General features: G+C 41.8%; 17 protein-coding genes. 8 read left to right on the forward strand and 9 right to left on the reverse strand.

What is annotated here, in order from left to right; translation table 11 throughout:
* Positions 1 to 76 precede the first annotated feature (76 nt).
* Positions 77 to 2,569 (reverse strand): glycosyltransferase family protein, encoded by a 2,493-nt coding sequence (locus BQ7489_RS12195; RefSeq protein ID WP_072531230.1) that lies wholly within the window; start codon positions 2,567 to 2,569, stop codon positions 77 to 79.
* Between the two features lie 96 nt (positions 2,570 to 2,665).
* On the opposite strand from BQ7489_RS12195, the gene BQ7489_RS12200 reads away from it, so the two are divergent.
* Entirely contained in the window at positions 2,666 to 3,361 is a 696-nt protein-coding gene (locus BQ7489_RS12200; RefSeq protein ID WP_072531231.1) for a 5'-methylthioadenosine/adenosylhomocysteine nucleosidase, read from the forward strand.
* Between the two features lie 27 nt (positions 3,362 to 3,388).
* Entirely contained in the window at positions 3,389 to 3,868 is a 480-nt protein-coding gene (locus tag BQ7489_RS12205; RefSeq protein ID WP_072531232.1) for an S-ribosylhomocysteine lyase, read from the forward strand.
* Positions 3,869 to 3,942: 74 nt separating this feature from the next.
* Here BQ7489_RS12205 and rpsO read toward each other — a convergent pair whose 3' ends face one another.
* Entirely contained in the window at positions 3,943 to 4,212 is a 270-nt protein-coding gene (gene rpsO / locus BQ7489_RS12210) for a 30S ribosomal protein S15 (RefSeq protein ID WP_072531233.1), read from the reverse strand.
* Positions 4,213 to 4,419: 207 nt separating this feature from the next.
* On the opposite strand from rpsO, the gene typA reads away from it, so the two are divergent.
* The 6 genes from typA (at position 4,420) to BQ7489_RS12240 (ending at position 12,609) form a co-directional block, all read left to right on the forward strand.
* A complete protein-coding gene (typA, locus tag BQ7489_RS12215) occupies positions 4,420 to 6,225 on the forward strand; it encodes a translational GTPase TypA (RefSeq protein WP_072531234.1) in 1,806 nt (601 codons plus the stop codon).
* 119 nt (positions 6,226 to 6,344) lie between these two features.
* Positions 6,345 to 8,054: an ArnT family glycosyltransferase gene (locus tag BQ7489_RS12220; protein WP_072531235.1), complete on the forward strand. Its 1,710-nt coding sequence runs from the start codon at positions 6,345 to 6,347 to the stop codon at positions 8,052 to 8,054.
* Between the two features lie 48 nt (positions 8,055 to 8,102).
* Positions 8,103 to 8,483: a GtrA family protein gene (locus BQ7489_RS12225; protein WP_072531236.1), complete on the forward strand. Its 381-nt coding sequence runs from the start codon at positions 8,103 to 8,105 to the stop codon at positions 8,481 to 8,483.
* Positions 8,480 to 9,433 carry a glycosyltransferase family 2 protein gene (locus BQ7489_RS12230; RefSeq protein WP_072531237.1) on the forward strand — a complete coding sequence of 318 codons (954 nt, stop codon included), beginning with the start codon at positions 8,480 to 8,482 and terminating at the stop codon, positions 9,431 to 9,433. Before BQ7489_RS12225 ends, BQ7489_RS12230 begins: the two co-directional genes overlap by 4 nt.
* A 142-nt stretch (positions 9,434 to 9,575) precedes the next feature.
* Positions 9,576 to 11,408, forward strand: a complete 1,833-nt coding sequence (locus BQ7489_RS12235) for an ABC transporter ATP-binding protein (protein WP_072531238.1) — start codon at positions 9,576 to 9,578, stop codon at positions 11,406 to 11,408.
* Between the two features lie 217 nt (positions 11,409 to 11,625).
* A complete protein-coding gene (locus BQ7489_RS12240; protein ID WP_083580592.1) occupies positions 11,626 to 12,609 on the forward strand; it encodes a glycosyltransferase family 2 protein in 984 nt (327 codons plus the stop codon).
* Positions 12,610 to 12,664: 55 nt separating this feature from the next.
* Here BQ7489_RS12240 and BQ7489_RS12245 read toward each other — a convergent pair whose 3' ends face one another.
* From BQ7489_RS12245 to BQ7489_RS12275, 7 genes are read right to left on the reverse strand one after another with little or no spacing between them, the layout of a single operon-like run.
* A complete protein-coding gene (locus BQ7489_RS12245; RefSeq protein ID WP_072531240.1) occupies positions 12,665 to 13,627 on the reverse strand; it encodes a glycosyltransferase family 2 protein in 963 nt (320 codons plus the stop codon).
* Between the two features lie 24 nt (positions 13,628 to 13,651).
* The gene (locus tag BQ7489_RS12250; protein WP_072531241.1) at positions 13,652 to 14,581 is read right to left on the reverse strand and encodes a glycosyltransferase family 8 protein; all 930 of its coding nucleotides are present in this window, start codon (positions 14,579 to 14,581) and stop codon (positions 13,652 to 13,654) included.
* A gap of 4 nt (positions 14,582 to 14,585) precedes the next feature.
* Positions 14,586 to 15,491: a glycosyltransferase family 2 protein gene (locus BQ7489_RS12255; RefSeq protein ID WP_204352754.1), complete on the reverse strand. Its 906-nt coding sequence runs from the start codon at positions 15,489 to 15,491 to the stop codon at positions 14,586 to 14,588.
* 7 nt (positions 15,492 to 15,498) lie between these two features.
* Positions 15,499 to 16,341: an alpha-1,2-fucosyltransferase gene (locus BQ7489_RS12260; RefSeq protein WP_072531242.1), complete on the reverse strand. Its 843-nt coding sequence runs from the start codon at positions 16,339 to 16,341 to the stop codon at positions 15,499 to 15,501.
* Positions 16,342 to 16,367: 26 nt separating this feature from the next.
* A complete protein-coding gene (locus BQ7489_RS12265; protein ID WP_072531243.1) occupies positions 16,368 to 17,267 on the reverse strand; it encodes a glycosyltransferase family 2 protein in 900 nt (299 codons plus the stop codon).
* 16 nt (positions 17,268 to 17,283) lie between these two features.
* Positions 17,284 to 18,027 carry a lipopolysaccharide kinase InaA family protein gene (locus BQ7489_RS12270; RefSeq protein WP_072531244.1) on the reverse strand — a complete coding sequence of 248 codons (744 nt, stop codon included), beginning with the start codon at positions 18,025 to 18,027 and terminating at the stop codon, positions 17,284 to 17,286.
* Positions 18,028 to 18,043: 16 nt separating this feature from the next.
* Positions 18,044 to 18,760 carry a family 2 glycosyl transferase gene (locus tag BQ7489_RS12275; RefSeq protein ID WP_072531245.1) on the reverse strand — a complete coding sequence of 239 codons (717 nt, stop codon included), beginning with the start codon at positions 18,758 to 18,760 and terminating at the stop codon, positions 18,044 to 18,046.
* Positions 18,761 to 18,775 lie beyond the last annotated feature (15 nt).

The raw sequence follows: 18,775 nt of genomic DNA on the forward strand, positions 1-18,775 counted from the left end.
CTGAAAATGGCCCTGTCACTACTCTATAAAGATAGAGTCTGACAGAGCCATTTTTATATACCATCAATCACACGGATTATTCCTTCCGTTTCCGATACTGAAGTACAAGAATCACTACCGCACCGAGAATCAGAACACCCAATGAAGCAAAAGCTACAGCTTCGGTTACATGCAGTGATTTCGGATCAAAAGTGAAACGGACAGTATGTTTTCCTGCCGGAACATTCATCGCACGCAGAATGTAGTCGGCACGTCCGTGCTCCACTTCCTTATCGTCGATATATGATTCCCATCCCGGATAATAGATTTCAGAAAAGACAACTACTCCACCCTTCGGTGAACTGGTTTCGTAAACCAACTCATTCGGCTTATAACTCTTCATGACAATGCTATTCAAGCTGTCAGCGGTAGCTTCAGCCGCCTTTATCTGACCGGAAAACCGTTTATCGACTACAGCAGTCACCGCAGGGTCAAGATGATGGATAGCATCAATCTCCTCATTGGCATTATCCACATATTCCACTTTATCTACAAACCAGGCATTACCCAACGCATATGGATTGAATACCGGTGCAGTACCCCCTCCTTGTAATGGGAAAATGAAATAACGGGTATTCAGCATATTCAATACCGGATAATGAGAAGAGTCTACCCGGGTCATGTCCCCACCAGCTTCTGAAAAATCCTTGAATAATGTATTCATTTCACCGTGAATATGCTCTTCTATCATCTCCTGGTAACGGCGGAGTTTGGCGGCATGATATCCACCGATACTCTTGTGCCAATATGAAGTCTCATTCTCATTAAACGTATTGGTTGAAAGATTTAATACACGATAATCAAGGGTCTTGTCGGCAAGAATGGCTTTATCTGTTTCTGAAGGTTGCAAAAATGGTTTCATCTCGGTTCCCTTCTCCACAAACTGCCCATCATACAAATAACGTTTATTTACGCTCCACATATCAACCAAACATATCAAAGCTATCAGACCTATAGTCCACTGAGCTTTCAGCTTACCTTTACAATACATCCATAGTAGGAAAAAGCCTATCAGAATAAAAATCAGGCTACGCCATGCATCAGCTGTAAAGATAGCCACACGCATTTCTTCCAGATTTATCAGAATGGGCGCCAGCTGTTCGGCAGGAATGGCATTTTGCAGAGCTTCCAGCTCCATTGACGACACATACGAAGGGAAAAAGACTTTAGGCAAGACCGCAAAAAGCAGACATAGTCCTCCCGTAAGTATCAGACTTATATAAAACGAACGGGACTTCTCCTTAAACAAGGCAGGACGCTCTATTACTTCTTTCAATGACATCATGGCAAGTAACGGAATAGTAAATTCTGCTATCACCAGGATAGAAGACACCGCACGGAACTTATTGTACATAGGCACATAATCAATGAAGAAATCGGTCAGTCCCATAAAATTCTTACCCCACGAAAGCAAAACAGAAAATATTGTACCGCCCAACAATGCCCATTTCATAGGACCTTTCACAATAAAACAACCCAAAATGAAAAGGAACATGACAAAAGCACCGACATAAACCGGACCGGATGTACCTGGCTGTTCGCCCCAATACTGACCAATCTGATTATACAATCCCAAATAGGTAGGATCAGCCTTTGACATGGCCGTTTCATTCTTCGACAATGGCACAGACGCACCCCCCTTTACATTCGGCACCATTAATGAAAATGTCTCACCGATCCCATAACTCCATTGAGTGATATAGTCACGTTCCAGACCACTTCCCGTCTGGTTGGCCGAATTTTCCTTGACAAGCTCACTCTTGCCGCGCATACTTTCCTTGCTATACTGATAAGTATGATACAGGTTTGAAAGATTTATGCAGATACCGATTATACCGGCTACCACCAATACACCCGTAGCCTTAAGGAATTGAGGAAAGCGCTTCTCCTTCCATGCCGCCACACCATAGGCTATAGCCATAAAAAGCATGACAAAAAGGAAATAGTAAGTCATCTGTACATGGTTCGACACAATCTGTAAAGCCACAAATAAAGCGGTAACCAATCCACCGGTCCAGAACTTTCCTCTATAGACCAATACCATACCGGCAATAGTTGGAGGAATATATGCCAAGGTTACAAACTTCCATATATGCCCGGCAGCTATAATAATGAAGAAATAAGACGAAAAAGCCCAAACGATAGCCCCCAAAGCCGACAACCATACCTTGAAGTCAAAAGCACGGAGAAGGATATAGAATCCAAGCAGCATGACAAATACATACCATACATAAGTAGGAAGGAACAGATGATAGATACCCTGGATATAGTTCAACACCTTATTTGAAGAATAGCTGGGAGCCATCTGGTAAGTAGGCATACCACCGAACAATGCATTGGTCCAACGGGTAGTCTTACCGGTCTGTTCACGGTATTCGTTAATCTCTTGACCGGCTCCGATACCAGCAACGGCATCATGCTGCGCCAGAATACGCCCTTCGGTCACCGCCGGACAGAAATAGGCAAACGAAATGATGACAAACAGCACAATCGCCACAATATCAGGAAGTATTTTCTTGAATCGGTTCATGATACGATAGTTTATTAATTAATGTTTTCAGGGAGCAAAGATAACAATATACTCCATGAAAAATAGTAACTTTGTAACCGAAAATCATTTTTACGCATGAAAATAGGAATCATCACGGCCATGTCTTCCGAACAGAAGCAACTGGCCAGCCAACTGGAGAACAGAACAGAACGCACAGAAGGACCTTTCACCTATATTGAAGGGACCATCCGGAAAAATACAGTTATCTTGATGCAATGCGGTATCGGTAAAGTGAATGCTGCAGCCGGATCCGTAGAACTGATACGTAATTTCCAACCCGACTGTATCATCAGTACCGGTGTGGCAGGCGGTATAGATACCTGCCTGAAAGTAATGGATGTAGTAGTAAGCCGGCAAATCGTCTATCACGACGTATGGTGTGGTGAAGGAAACGCCTACGGACAGATACAAGGACTACCCACCTATTTCAACGGTAACGATACACTTTATCAATGCGCCTTGTCGCTCGATACGGAAACCGCTATCCATGGCGGACTTATCTGTAGCGGAGACAAGTTCATTACTGAACGTAAAGAACTCGAAAGCATCAAAGGAAACTTTCCCGACGGTCTGGCTGTCGATATGGAATCAGCGGCCATCGCACAAGTATGCTACTTGTATAATGTACCTTTTATCAGCTTCCGCATCATCAGTGATACACCGGGAGCCGAAAAACATCTGGAACAATACCAGAACTTCTGGGGCGAGATGGCCGACCGGTCTTTCCGCATTACGGAAACATTCCTAAAGGCATTACCAGCCCGACTTTAATCCATTCATACATATATCACACAGATTATGAAAAAGATACCTAGCTTTACTGTCGACCACATCCACCTGCAACGTGGCATTTACGTATCCCGCCAGGATACGGTAGGTGAAGAGATTGTAACCACCTTCGATATCCGGATGAAAGAACCTAACAGAGAGCCGGCCTTGAGCCCGTCGGCCATCCACACAATCGAGCACCTGGCCGCCACATTTCTCCGGAACCATCCGGTCTGGGCCGACAAGATCATCTATTGGGGACCAATGGGATGTCTTACCGGTAACTACCTGGTGATAAAAGGTGATCTTTCCTCACGGGAAATAGCTCCACTGATTACAGAAACATTCCAGTTCATTGCCGATTATGAAGGAGAAATCCCGGGAGCTTCCCCGAAAGATTGCGGAAACTATTTAATGATGAATCTTCCGATGGCAAAATGGGAGGCAAACAAGTTTCTGCACGAAGTACTGGAACAACTTACCGATGCCAATCTGGAATATCCCAAATGAAATAAAAAAAGATGAGCCGCCTTCCTACATACGGAGAGCGGCTCATCTTCTGTTCGTTTGCAGCAAGTAAAGAATTACTTACGCAGACCGAGTTCCTTAACAATGGCACGGTATCTTTCGATATCACGGCTTTTCAAGTAGTTCAGCAAAGAACGACGCTTACCTACCAATGTTGTCAGAGCTCTTTCAGTACTATAATCTTTTCTGTTGAGCTTCATGTGCTCAGTCAGGTGAGAAATACGGTATGAAAACAATGCAATCTGTGCTTCAGGTGAGCCAGTATCAGTGTTAGACTTTCCGTACTTTTCAAAGATTTCTTGCTTTTTAGCTGCGTCTAAATACATAATTTGACTGTTTTTATAAATGTATAAATCTGATTTGCGGGTGCAAAGATAGTGAGAATCTTTTAGACAGCAACTTTTTCAAGGCCTTTTTTTATCTTAATTTGTTCAAACCGACCTTTTTAGCCCATAAATCTTGCTTAAATCATATTGTTTTTCGTATAATATTAAAGAAAAATCGTAACTTTGTGCCCAAATTATAGGTATAGTATGCAAGACATTAGAAACATTGCCATTATTGCCCACGTAGACCATGGGAAAACTACATTGGTGGACAAAATGATGCTGGCGGGACATCTGTTCCGCAATGACCAGACTAACGGTGAATTAGTATTGGATAACAACGACTTGGAGCGTGAAAGAGGAATTACAATCCTTTCAAAAAACGTTTCAATCAACTACAATGGAACAAAAATCAACATTATCGATACTCCGGGACACGCTGACTTCGGCGGCGAAGTGGAACGCGTACTGAATATGGCCGACGGATGTATCCTGCTCGTCGATGCCTTCGAAGGCCCGATGCCTCAGACCCGTTTCGTATTACAGAAAGCGCTGCAAATCGGATTAAAACCGATTGTGGTTGTCAATAAGGTAGATAAGCCCAACTGCCGCCCGGAAGAAGTATACGAAATGGTCTTTGACCTGATGTTCAGCCTGAATGCAACGGAAGACCAACTTGATTTTCCTGTTCTTTATGGATCTGCAAAAAACAATTGGATGGGCGAAGATTGGAAAACCCCTACCGGAACCATCACTCCGCTACTTGACGCCATCATAAAATATATTCCTGCACCGCAGCAATTGGAAGGGACACCACAGATGCTGATCACTTCACTGGACTATTCTTCATACACCGGACGTATTGCCGTAGGACGTGTACACCGCGGAACTCTTTCAGAAGGTATGAACATCACACTAGCCAAACGTGACGGAACCATGGTGAAATCAAAAATCAAGGAAGTCCATACATTCGAAGGTTTGGGACGTAAAAGAGTACAATCCGTTTCATCCGGTGACATTTGTGCCATCATAGGTGTGGAAGGATTTGAAATCGGTGACACCATCTGCGACTTCGAAAATCCGGAGCCACTGCCACCTATTGCCATAGATGAACCGACCATGAGTATGCTCTTTACCATCAATGATTCTCCGTTCTTCGGTAAGGAAGGTAAATACGTAACTTCACGCCATATTCATGACCGCCTGATGAAAGAGCTCGACAAGAACCTGGCTCTGCGTGTACGCAAGACTGAAAACGAAGACGGAAAATGGATTGTTTCAGGACGTGGCGTATTGCACTTGTCTGTTCTGATCGAGACCATGCGCCGTGAAGGTTATGAATTACAGGTCGGACAACCTCAAGTGATATTCAAGGAAATAGACGGTGTAAAATGTGAACCGATAGAAGAACTGACCATCAGTGTACCGGAGGAATTCGCCAGCAAGATGATCGATATGGTTACTCGCCGAAAAGGTGAAATGGTTTCCATGGAAACCCAGGGAGATCGTGTAAATATCGAGTTTGACATGCCGTCACGTGGTATCATCGGTCTGCGTACCAATGTACTGACAGCTTCACAAGGAGAAGCCATCATGGCACACCGCTTCAAGGAATACCAGCCGTATAAAGGCGATATCCCTCGCCGTACCAATGGTTCTATGATTGCCATGGAAAGCGGAACGGCTTTTGCCTATGCTATCGACAAGCTGCAGGATCGTGGAAAATTCTTCATCTACCCGCAAGACGAAGTATATGCCGGCCAGGTAGTGGGAGAACACGTACATGAGAACGACTTGGTGGTTAATGTTACCAAATCAAAGAAACTGACCAACATGCGAGCTTCCGGTTCGGACGATAAGGCCCGCATTATACCACCGGTAATTTTCTCATTGGAAGAAGCATTGGAATACATCAAGGAAGATGAATATGTGGAAGTGACACCGAAAAGCATGCGTATGCGTAAAATTATTCTGGATGAAACAGAACGCAAGCGTGCCAACAAGAATGCATAATAATAAAACAATACATTGTTCTGGAACATAACTCCAGAATATCTTTCATAGAGTGGAAGATCTGCACCGTTTACCGAGAAAAGACGCAGGTCTTCCATTTTTTCATTCAACATAACGCCATGAAGAAAGAACAAAGAACTTACCTGATCCTGCTGGCCGCCATTTGTGCGGTTACGCTTTTCACCATTGGAGGCATTACATTTTTCCATACCAAAGGTGAACCTCGTGAAGCCATCGTTGCCTATACCATGCTTGATACAGGCAACTGGATACTTCCAGAAAATATCGGAGGTGAATTTGCCTACAAGCCACCTTTTCTTCACTGGTGTATCGCCGCACTGGCATCTGTATCCGGTATTTTAAACGAATACATATCACGTATGCCATCCATGATCGCCGTCACCATGATTGCTCTGATCGGATTCCTGTTCAATTCCAGACGAAGCGATACCAAACTGGCATTCCTGACTGCCCTTATCACACTCAGCAACTTTGAAATACATCGTGCAGCGATAAACTGCCGTGTAGACATGGTACTCACAGCCTGTATCGTACTGGCTCTCTACTCTCTCTACCGCTGGTATGAAAAAGGTTACCGCTCTGTCCCATGGACAGCTATATTCTGCATGAGTCTAGGGACATTGACCAAAGGCCCTGTAGCCATTATACTCCCCTGTCTGGTCATGGGAGTAATGATGCTTATCCGACAAGTCAATTTCTGGCGTACGCTTCTTTCATTTATCGGAATAGCCATCTTGTCGTGCATTATTCCGGCACTATGGTATATAGCCGCCTACCACCAGGCAGGACAAGCCTTTCTGGATCTGGTAATGGAAGAAAATTTCGGAAGATTCCTCGGAAAGATGTCATACCCGAGCCATGAAAACCCTTGGTACTATAATGTAATGACAGTCGTGGCCGGTTTTACTCCCTATACTTTACTTGCCCTTATTTCCCTATTTTTTCTGCAATACAGGAAAATAAACGGCAAACCCCTGCAATGGTGGAACCACCTGAAAGCCTATATCGGAAAAATGGATGATGTACGTCTCTTCAATCTGTTGAGTATCATACTGATCTTTGTATTCTACTGTATCCCGAAGAGCAAACGGAGTGTCTATCTTATGCCTATCTACCCGTTCATCGCCTATTTCCTGGCCGAATATATACTCTGGCTCTACCGCAACAAGCCCCAATCCTTGCGCATTTACGGAAGTATTATATACGGACTATGCCTGCTACTGACACTGGTATTTGTTTCTGTCAAGATGGGATTAGTTCCCGACTCAGTCTTTCATGGAAAACATGCAGCCGACAACATTGCATACCTGCATGCCTTGAAAGACACCCCCATCCATCCACTACAATTCATAGCCATCCTACTTCCTCCCGTATACGCCGTTTGGGGATTCGTCAGAAAACATTATGCCCCTCTAGCGGTCACCGGAATCACATTTATCCTATTTCTGGCATTGGACGGCTTCTACCAACCTACCGTCCTGAACATCAAATCCGACAAGACTTTTGCCGGACAAATCATCGAAAAAGTACCCGAAGGCAAAATCTATTCCTTTGTCAATGTAGGCATGATGCATTTTTTTACCATCAACTTCTATACCCATAACCGGGTGGATGTTTGGGAATACCATATGCCTGACGAAGGTTATCTTATCGTCGGTGAAAATGATCTTGAAGCTTTGCCAAACAGGAAAAACTATACACTGACAGAGGTTATGCACAGTGACCATAGGGGATGCGATGTAAAACAAATTATGTATTTATATCATTTCAAGAAGAAAACCTCGGCACAAAGCATCGTAACAGAATAAAATATAGTATATTTGAAACAATTAACTCAGATAACACCACCAGTCAAGATGGACAGACGGGAAATTACCGGTGAAGTAATCAGATTTGGAACGGTAGGTCTGCTGGCTACAGCATTACACTATGGTATCTACTACCTCCTGCAACGCTACATACCCGTGAACATAGCCTACACAATAGGATATGTACTTTCATTTATAGCCAATTTTTACCTTACCGCATTCTTCACGTTCCGCTCTGCTCCATCATGGAAAAAAATGATAGGTATGGGAGGAGCACATGCCGTAAACTATGCACTGCATATCATACTGCTCAACCTGTTCCTTTTTATAGGAATACCTGCCATATGGGCTCCCTTCCCGGTATTCGCCATCGCCATACCAATAAATTTCATTCTGGTCCGTTTTGTCTTTAAGCACCGTAAACTATGAAACAACATATCCGCCTTGCCATTGTCGTTCCTTGTTACAACGAGGAAGAAGTATTACCCGAAACCACACGTCGTCTGACGGACATCCTGCAACGCCTGGAAGTAGACGGAATGATCGGTTCCGGAAAAATCCTTTATGTAGATGACGGAAGCAAAGATGCGACCTGGCGGCTCATCAAAACTTTTTCGGAAACAGACGAAAAGGTAGAAGGAATCAAGCTGGCTCATAATGTAGGCCACCAGCAAGCATTATGGGCAGGACTGGAATGGGCCTCGGTACATGCAGATGCCGCAATATCAATCGATGCCGATCTGCAGGATGATGTAGAAAGCATTATCGCCATGACTGATTATTATAACAAAGGCATTGACATAGTCTATGGCGTACGGAAAGAACGTAATACAGACACATTCTTCAAGCGCAATACAGCTCTCCTCTTCTACCGGTTAATGCACAATCTGGGAGGGGAAATTGTCTATAACCACGCTGATTTCCGACTGATGAGTAAACGGGCTCTCCAGGCTCTGATGAGTTACCCGGAAAGGAACCTGTTCCTCCGGGGTATGGTCTGCACGCTCGGATTTCCTTCTGCTGTAGTCTATTATGACCGGAAAGAACGGTTTGCCGGAGAATCAAAATATCCACTGAAAAAAATGCTGAGCTTTGCTCTCGACGGAATAACATCCTTCTCGGTACGCCCCCTACGTTATATCGTTATATTAGGCCTCCTGTTTATCCTCATATCCATCATTGCCATCATCTACGGCCTCATCAGATTCACTGAAGGACAAACTATCCCAGGATGGACTTCCTTAATGATTTCTGTATGGTTCATCGGAGGAGCCGTACTGACTTCGGTAGGTATTATAGGAGAATACATCGGTAAAATCTATAAGGAAGTGAAACAACGTCCACGCTATCTGATAGAAGAATGTACTGCCGGAAAATAAATCCAACTACCAAATCAACTATCCATAACATACACAAATTACAACAAAACATAAAATATCACTCAAAAACTCAACTTAACATCAAACAACCAACAATTTACACTATCTTTGCAAACGCAATAAAAAACAGTTTATTACCTGCATGAAAGAATTCTTCCAAATGATGCGGCGCTTTGTTTCGCCATATAAGAAATATGTTGTCGGAGCAATAGGCCTCAACATCTTGTCGGCCATATTCAATGTTTTCTCCTTTTCTTTATTGATTCCTATCCTGAACATTCTATTCAAAACAGGTGACTCAGAAAAGGTATATCAATTTATAGAATGGGGGAATGGCGACTTTAAGGACGTAGCAATCAACAATTTCTATTACTATGTTTCACGCTTGATCGAAACATTCGGACCTGCTACTACTCTATTATGGCTAGGCTTGTTCCTCGCAGGAATGACTTTACTTAAAACCGCTTGTTATTTCGGCTCGACCGCCATCATGGTACCACTACGTACAGGCGTGGTACGTGACATCCGTATCATGGTCTATACCAAAGTAATGCATCTCCCGCTCAGCTTCCTTTCAGAAGAAAGAAAAGGAGATATCATTGCCCGTATGAGCGGTGATGTGGGTGAAATAGAAAACTCCATTACCAGTTCACTCGACATGCTTCTAAAAAACCCTATCCTGATAATATCTTATTTTGCTACGCTGATAATAACCAGTTGGCAGCTGACCTTGTTTACTATTATCGTACTTCCTGGTATGGGTTGGATTATGGGGCGGGTAGGACGTAAACTGAAACGCCAGTCACTCGAGGCCCAAAACAAATGGAGTGAAACCATGTCTCAGTTGGAAGAAACTTTGGGCGGAATGCGCATTATCAAAGCGTTCATAGCAGAAGAAAAAATGATAAACCGCTTTGTAAAATGCAGCAACGAATTCCGTGATGCCACAAATCGGGTAGCTATGCGGCAGAGTCTGGCACATCCGATGAGCGAATTTCTGGGTACATTGCTCATCGTGCTGGTTCTCTGGTTCGGCGGTTCACTCATTCTGAGCTCCCATTCTACCATCAATGCATCTACCTTCATATTCTATATGGTCATATTGTACAGTATCATCAATCCGTTGAAAGACTTTTCCAAAGCCAGTTACAATATTCCTAAAGGACTGGCTTCTATGGAACGTGTAGACAAGATACTGAAGGCTCCCAACAACATAGTTGAACTCCCTAATGCGGAACATATATCCGAACTGAAGGAAGGATTGGAATTCAGAAATGTATCTTTCAGTTACGGCACGCACGAAGTTTTACATGACGTCAGCCTGTATGTACATAAAGGAGAAACCATTGCCTTGGTAGGACAAAGCGGATCCGGGAAGTCAACATTGGTAGATCTGGTTCCCCGTTTCCATGATGTAGGCGGAGGGGAAATCCTGCTGGATGGCAAGAATATAAAGAATTTCCTTGTAAAAGATTTGCGTGGACTGATAGGAAATGTAAACCAGGAAGCTATCCTGTTCAACGACAGTTTCTTCAACAACATCGCTTTTGGGGTTGAAAACGCAACAATGGAACAGGTAGTGGAAGCAGCCAAAATAGCTAATGCACACGACTTCATAATGGAAACAGAAAAGGGTTATGACACCAATATAGGTGACCGGGGATGCCGACTTTCTGGAGGTCAGCGCCAACGTATATCTATTGCCCGTGCCATACTGAAAAATCCAGCTATTCTGATTCTGGATGAAGCTACATCAGCACTCGACACAGAAAGCGAACGCCTGGTACAGGAAGCATTGGAACGTCTGATGAAAACACGCACTACCATTGCCATCGCCCATCGTCTATCAACCATAAAGAACGCCGACCGTATCTACGTATTATACGAAGGGCGTATCGTGGAATGTGGCAAACATGAAGAACTTCTGCAGAAAAACGGGTACTACAAACGTTTGAATGATATGCAAGCCTTATAACAGACAACAAACATTCACTTTTATACATAAAATCAACTAAAATTACAGAGTAACCATACTTCCTTGTTTTACTGAAAAACACAAAAAAACATAATTGGAGAAAATTCTGGCCTTGTTGCATGCAGTAAATCAAAAATCAATGCATTTGATATACAAAATGATTTCTGGATATAAAAAATAACAAGATTACCCGACATAAAATAAACCATATAGGAGAATGATGAGCAGCAATAGTCTTATGGTCAGCATAATAGTACCTAACTATAATTATGCAAATTATTTAGACCAACGTATTAATAGTATCCTGAACCAGACATATCAGAGCTACGAAATTATTATTCTTGATGATGCTTCTACAGATGATAGCCTCAAGGTAATCGAACGTTACCGGAATCATCCCAAAGTCTCCCATGTAGTTATAAATGAAGAAAATACCGGAAAACCTTTCATGCAATGGATGAAAGGAATCACATTGGCACGCGGAGAATGGATATGGATTGCAGAAGCAGACGATCTGGCACTTCCACAATTTCTGGAAACATGCATGAAATACATTCAGATGGATCAGCATGCATCCGTCTGCTATGTAGACAATCTCTACATCGATCAAAATGACCGGCCTTTACCTTTCAAATACCAGCAATACTCCTCTAAGGCAACCATATACCATGGGCCACAATTTGCACAAAATTGTCTATATTGGGAAAATATCATCGCCAATGCCAGTGGAGTAGTTTTCCGTAAACAATTTGCATTGAACATTAAGAATCAGGTATTTTATAAAATGCGCTATTGCGGAGATTGGATGTTCTGGTTTGAAATGGCACTCCAAGGTAATGTCATTAGTATCCATGAAAAACTCAACCATTTCCGCCAACACCTCTCACAAACGACCAAAGGAAAAAATAACGGCCAAAATTTCGTGGAAAGTTTGAAAATTATCCAATATATTGAAACGATTTTTCCACAAATCAACAACTACAAACGAAAACAATGTTATGGAAGAATGAGCCGCTATATCCGCCATATCAAGAACCAACATGTAAAAGAAAACTTAAAAGAAGTATATAGACAGGAATTACATTCATCATTATTATTCAACTATTATTTCTTCAAACTACACAGGCATTTTCGTTTTATCCCCTGGATAATGACGGAAGAGAAAGATCATGAGAAAGCTGTAGTCACCCATATCATTTAGAAAAAAAGCCAACCGGTTAATAATAAATCGGTTGGCTTTTTCTCATTATAAATAATCACTTTTTCCGATCTCTTTTCATTGTAACCAGAAAAGGACAGAGATATTGTAAATACTGATTCCAATGCAAGACAGACAAGTCAGACTTATCTCCACCTAACTTTTCTTTCAAATAAAGAAACAGTTCATTCCGCTTCTGGATATTCCCAACTTTCTTTATCTTCCGATACAACATTCCCCGGGCTAACTTTCGTTTATATTTCCCAATAATGATATCACTCTGCTCTATTGATGATACGACATCAATATCCTCCCGAATCCGATTACCTGTAGATATCCCTTCAACACTGACCTTGGCTTCATGCTGACGGAAATGATTCAATGTTTTACGGACTTCTACAACACATCCCTGTTTTGCCATTTCAAACCAGAACATCCAGTCACCACTATAACGCATGGTCAGAAAAATTGAATTCTGCAGATTTAATGCCTGTTCCCGTTTAAATAATACACCACTGGCATTCATGATACAACAATGCCAATAAAGTTTATGTCTAATGTATTCACGGCCAGAAAAAGTAACCGTTTTCATATTATTTTTTCCCCAATAATCTACATTCTGCCTTATAACATTTCCATTCCCATCTATATAATCAGATCCCACCATGCATATGGAAACATCTTGATAACTATGTACCGCTCTCAGACAATCTTCCAGAAACGTCGGCTCAGAGACATCATCAGCCTCGGCTATCCAAACCCATTCTCCTTCAGCCAACAATATTCCTTTCATCCATTGTTGGAAAGGACTTCCTGTATTTCTTTCATTGACAACAACGTGAGAAACATGCTTATCATTTTTATATTTCTGCAGAATATCAATACTGTTATCCGTTGAAGCGTCATCTAAAAGAATCAATTCAAAATCCTGGTAAGATTGGTTCAAAACAGTCTGTATACGTTGGTCCAGATATCGACCGTAATTATAATTAGGGATTACAACACTTACAACTGGCTTCATAATACTTTTGATTTACAATACCATTTAAAGACCCAATATATGGATATCCAGATATTTCTCTTTTTTCAAATGCAACGTATAGGGCAACATATGCAGAAATCTATGTATACGTGCACCATAATGATTCAACACATGTTCATCCTTCCATGGAGTAAGTTTCTGATAATAGAGATATAAATTTCTCAGCGGATGCATACAATGATATTGCCACGGTTTTCGTGCCGAATAATGCAAAATGGCCGGATGCTTTAATGTTTCGATATAAGGAGGACACCAATGGGCGGTCATTCCCTTTGGTATACGATAAGCTCCTTCCTGGACATTCCACTTCATATCAACCAATACTTTCTGATCATAGAACAACCCGTTCAACAAGTCCTGATCATTATACAGAATCTTATCCGGATGAGCTTGATAAAAAGCCTTGCATCGTTCTTCCAGATGATATTGGCGCCAATAAGCAAGATTCAACAACAGCACTCCTCCATTAAAATAATTATAGGAAATATCATATTCCAAACGTCTGCAATGCCTAACATTTATCTGGTAACTATCCGGAATAGCAGCTAACACTTTATTTTCTATATCAGTATTCCACAATTCATCAAGAGGTTGCAAAACCAAAATATCACAATCCAAATATAAAACTTTAGATATTGAATCAGGTAAGATGGAGGCCAAAAGGCAACGGTAAAAAACGACCTCGGAAAGACGTTTTTTCTCCCAACGAATGGTATAACCGGCCATCTTTACTGCAGGAACCTGATAAAAGAAAATACATGAACCGTAATTTTGAACTAATCCTGATAATATTTTACGGTCTTCTTCCAATAAATCATTGGCTATAATATGAAAGGTAAGATCCGCCGGATTATCATTCTCCATGACCGAAACCATAGTCACAGCACAAAAACGGACAAATTTTCTATCAATAGTAAAAGCTATGTGCTTCATATCATTACACTTTTAAGGTTTGGAAAAAAACGGGTATAGTATTGTCTTCCCTGATATATCCGTCTTCCTGCAGACGATCAATGACATTCAACCCAATTACTCTATCATATTCCTCATTGAGTTTTCCTTCCTTGTACAGACGATAAAAATAACGCCAATGCCGACCTCCATGGCGCCCTTTATGTTGTTCCAGCTGCTTGCCTCCGTTTATCATCTTCTCAATAAACTGCTTTCTTCCCCGCACATTGTAATGATAGATCCGGACAGAGCTTTCTGCCACACGCTGAGGAAACATCTTTACCTTATGATTCCCCATGGAAATCTGGATATAGCCGTCAGCCCTATGAATAACCTTCCAATTCTGACGCTCAAACAAAGAATAAACAGACAAGTCATATTTTTCGGGATCAGGAACATACCTTACCACACGAGTCCATTCCCAAAACGGTTTTTCCTCTTCAGGATATACGCTGTTTATTCTGCAATTCAATACATTAGCGGAGGTTGCAGAAAGCTCATCCTTTAAATTACCAGAAGGTGCATACCATAATTCATCGGCATCTGCATTGATGATCCAATCTGCGTGATAAACCGTTTTAGCCTTCCATATCATCCGGTCTACCCATGATTTCTGTTCATAATTTTCGGCTGTTTCCCTAATGATTTCCAGAATCCATCCTTTCTGCCGATACTGTTCAAGAATGTCCATGGTACGGTCAGTAGAATTATTGTCGGTCACAATAAAGCCATCTACCCCCATTGCCTTATGAAACAAAAGATTTTCTTCCAGCATGGCTTCTTCATTTTTAACCAATAGAGTCATAACCAGACGAGGATCAGAGGTCTTCCGCAATGTATGGAAAACATCACGCAAGGCGTATCCTATCTTTTTCAACATATACAGCATCATAGGCATATTATTTTATAGGTACCATAATCCATTCTTTGGGTACAATTGTATTGCCTGGTTGGGTAGAGGTCCACTGCTCCGGAGCTATCACAATCTTATCCGGGTCCGGATTCAACCAAGCCCCCCACCAACTGAAAGTACTGTTGCAGATAATATGATGACGGCAACGACTCATCAGCATCATATCCTGCCAACTATCTTCCCCTTTATTCCAATCAACATATACAGCACGCCTTAACGGCAAATTCTGCTTCACCCATTCCAAATCTTCCGAAAAGACATAATAAACAGGATCTTTTACCCGTTCTTCCATAGCCGACAAAGCATTCTTATAATAAGGCAACTGACAAATACATCCGATAGCCTCCCAGTGTTTCGGCAACAGGTAATCACCGCGACGGATATGAATTGAAACAGGAACACCATCGGAAGCAAAGTCTCCCAGAATCTGCCTGGTCTTTTCATTCACCTTATCCAGATCAAACGTAAAAGCATTACGCACCTCATCCTTGATATCTTCAAAATACCGTTCATTCTGATAAAATCCTTTAAAGTATATAAACGGCCATCTATATTTCCGGGTGTAAGGTTTCATAGAACCATGTTGTTTCCGTTCCAGAATCGTTTTGAAGAACAGAAACTCCAATACCTTCTTCACTCTTTGGTTGATACAGAACTCAGTATAAGGTAAATTGAACACCTTATGCATTTCATAACCGTAATGCACTTTATAATGCATCATATCCGACAAATCGATACGTACATCCGTAAAACGTTTCCTCATCCGAAGATAAAACGCATAAATGAACATCTGATTTCCCAAACCTCCGGTAACTTTTATCAACCGCATAAAGTATAAATTTTAATAAACAACAATCAATCCATTTTCCCAAGACGTTCATTCACCCCGTCAAGATAGGCCCTCCAGAACTTAGGAATATCACTCCAATGGTATGCATCCGTAAACAGAGAGGCAATACATGCTACCAACATATAACCTATCACTCCATTAAATCCCCGAAGATATCTCACTCCCCAGTTCATCCCGTAATGGTGGTTCAGATAAGTGGAATTACGTACTTGATAAAACCGTTTCCATTTCTTTTTTCTGTTGCGCTCACTCCAAGTATCATCCGAGAAGAACTTCTGTTTGTCCATTAAAGCTTCTGGAATATACTTGATCTTATAACCCGCCCGGACAGTACGGATGCAATAATCTGTATCATCACAGAAAATGAACAAATCCTTGTTGGGTAATCCGATCTTATCTACTACTTCACGACGGATAAATGGTCCCTCAAAAGCAGTTCCAGCTATTTTTATTGGAGAAACCACTTCCATCTTTGAGAGTTTTCCGCAATAAAGTGAAGCAAAAAGGTTCTTCAGGTCCAAGGATTGAAAATCATTGGTGTAGATTTTATTTTCCATCAATCTGCGAGGAGCCAATATGCCGGTATTGGAATCAGCGGTATAAGGTAAAAGCCGCTCCAGACAGTCGGGATGCGGAAACACATCATCATCCATACACCAGATCCAGTCAGCCCCCATCTCACACGCTTTCTGTATGCCAGTATAAAAACCCCCAGATCCTCCTACATTGTCCTGATTGACTACAACCAACCCGGCCTGTCCTGCCAACCATTGTCCGGTTCCGTCGGTACTTCCATTATTGACCACAATAATTGTATCTATCGGCTTATTCAACCGAAGGCAGGAAATATTCCGTTTCAGAAGTTCCAGACGGTTATATGTTACAACTACTGCTATGATATTCATAAGATATCTGTAATTATCAGTAAAGATTATCTATCTTACCCGGCTGTACACTACGGTATGCCTCCATCAGCTCAAAACATTTCTGAGCATCAAATCCACGTGCTTCAGCGTATGCTTTAGCCATAATACGGTGCATTTCAGGAGTAGCCGGAAGTCGTTCAAAATTCTTACAGCCGGCCTTCATATCAATCGGACCGACAGCCATACGATTCAAATCCACAATCTCAATCTTTATGGATCCATCCGGCAATTGTTCAAACAAGATATTCGCACGCCCGTAATCCTTATGTGCATAACCATGTTCATGCAAAACAGCAGTGACACGTCCTATAGCCTGTAATACATCCTCGGCATACGGAAATTTATGGGTAAACAGATCCTCATAACGGTAGGGGCAGGTAGATGTCAAAGTTACATAATAGCTACGGTCAAACAAAAGTCCTTTACGGATATTCATATAGCCAACAGGAGTAGGTGTTCCCACCCCCAGCTTTCTATAAACGTTGGCATAATGATAGGAACGTTTTGCTTTCGACGGACGTAACACACCATACACAAAACGATTGATTATATTCGGACGATGGAAAGCCTTTATCACATATTCTGTCCCCTTATATTCAATACGTCTCAATTCATTGCGTCCTTTATGTATTACCGTTCCTTTATTGTTTTTGAACAAATCCGGAATACTCAACATAAATTCCTCCAGATCCTTAAACTCAGGTTCCAGAACTACAGTCCGATGATTCAGTATACTCATAATCGTTTTATGCGGATTAGATTTTATCCAAACCTTTTGTATATTTCAACCAGTAATATTTCAACGGATTCTTATATTTCAGCTGTTTCCAAGGACGACTTCCATGCGGACGGTGCCATACCGGTAAAGTCGTAAACAGATAATTCACAAAACCCAGTTTCAACGCTTCATGAGAAATGGTAACATCAAACCAATTCTTTGAAGTATCTAATTTACCGAAATCAAAAGCCTTCAAAAACTCAGGAGTAAGGAGAGAACAGCAGAAACTGCAATGTTTCTTCTCGGCATACACCCGATTTTCCTTCCCGCGGGCATGCAGATAAGGATAATTTATTTCACCTTTCTCATCAACGGTCACCGCTGCTGCAATAGCACATTTTTCATAAGCCAAAGCCCCGTCATACAGATCCTGCAACGTATTTTTCTTCACGACCACATCCGATTCTACAATCAGCAGACCGGCATCGTCGGCAATAGCTTCCTGCCGAGCTTTTTGCAGAACCAATAAATAATTGGGAGAAGGATGATCGGTAATATCTGCCAGATTCACCAATGTAAAGCCAAATTCTTTGGAAGCCTTTTCCAGGAGTCTGGTATTTTCTTCTGTACTGAAATCGTTATAGACAGTATATGTATAAGGCACCCGTATTTCCGAATCTCTAATGGCTTTGATGGTTTCAAGAGTAAAATCAATCGAATCCTTTACCGGAGTTATAACATGCAGGCATTTCATATTTTCATCATATTT

The organism is Bacteroides ilei (genome assembly GCF_900128495.1).
In the GTDB taxonomy this organism is placed as follows: Bacteria; Bacteroidota; Bacteroidia; order Bacteroidales; family Bacteroidaceae; genus Phocaeicola; species Phocaeicola ilei.

Excerpts from the sequence above, each read along its gene's own strand:
- BQ7489_RS12195 (WP_072531230.1), bottom strand. The coding sequence starts at position 2,569 with ATGAACCGATTCAAGAAAATACTTCCTGATATTGTGGCGATTGTGCTG.
- BQ7489_RS12200 (WP_072531231.1), top strand. The coding sequence starts at position 2,666 with ATGAAAATAGGAATCATCACGGCCATGTCTTCCGAACAGAAGCAACTG.
- BQ7489_RS12205 (WP_072531232.1), top strand. The coding sequence starts at position 3,389 with ATGAAAAAGATACCTAGCTTTACTGTCGACCACATCCACCTGCAACGT.
- rpsO (WP_072531233.1), bottom strand. The coding sequence starts at position 4,212 with ATGTATTTAGACGCAGCTAAAAAGCAAGAAATCTTTGAAAAGTACGGA.
- typA (WP_072531234.1), top strand. The coding sequence starts at position 4,420 with ATGCAAGACATTAGAAACATTGCCATTATTGCCCACGTAGACCATGGG.
- BQ7489_RS12220 (WP_072531235.1), top strand. The coding sequence starts at position 6,345 with ATGAAGAAAGAACAAAGAACTTACCTGATCCTGCTGGCCGCCATTTGT.
- BQ7489_RS12225 (WP_072531236.1), top strand. The coding sequence starts at position 8,103 with ATGGACAGACGGGAAATTACCGGTGAAGTAATCAGATTTGGAACGGTA.
- BQ7489_RS12230 (WP_072531237.1), top strand. The coding sequence starts at position 8,480 with ATGAAACAACATATCCGCCTTGCCATTGTCGTTCCTTGTTACAACGAG.
- BQ7489_RS12235 (WP_072531238.1), top strand. The coding sequence starts at position 9,576 with ATGAAAGAATTCTTCCAAATGATGCGGCGCTTTGTTTCGCCATATAAG.
- BQ7489_RS12240 (WP_083580592.1), top strand. The coding sequence starts at position 11,626 with ATGATGAGCAGCAATAGTCTTATGGTCAGCATAATAGTACCTAACTAT.
- BQ7489_RS12245 (WP_072531240.1), bottom strand. The coding sequence starts at position 13,627 with ATGAAGCCAGTTGTAAGTGTTGTAATCCCTAATTATAATTACGGTCGA.
- BQ7489_RS12250 (WP_072531241.1), bottom strand. The coding sequence starts at position 14,581 with ATGAAGCACATAGCTTTTACTATTGATAGAAAATTTGTCCGTTTTTGT.
- BQ7489_RS12255 (WP_204352754.1), bottom strand. The coding sequence starts at position 15,491 with ATGATGCTGTATATGTTGAAAAAGATAGGATACGCCTTGCGTGATGTT.
- BQ7489_RS12260 (WP_072531242.1), bottom strand. The coding sequence starts at position 16,341 with ATGCGGTTGATAAAAGTTACCGGAGGTTTGGGAAATCAGATGTTCATT.
- BQ7489_RS12265 (WP_072531243.1), bottom strand. The coding sequence starts at position 17,267 with ATGAATATCATAGCAGTAGTTGTAACATATAACCGTCTGGAACTTCTG.
- BQ7489_RS12270 (WP_072531244.1), bottom strand. The coding sequence starts at position 18,027 with ATGAGTATACTGAATCATCGGACTGTAGTTCTGGAACCTGAGTTTAAG.
- BQ7489_RS12275 (WP_072531245.1), bottom strand. The coding sequence starts at position 18,760 with ATGAAATGCCTGCATGTTATAACTCCGGTAAAGGATTCGATTGATTTT.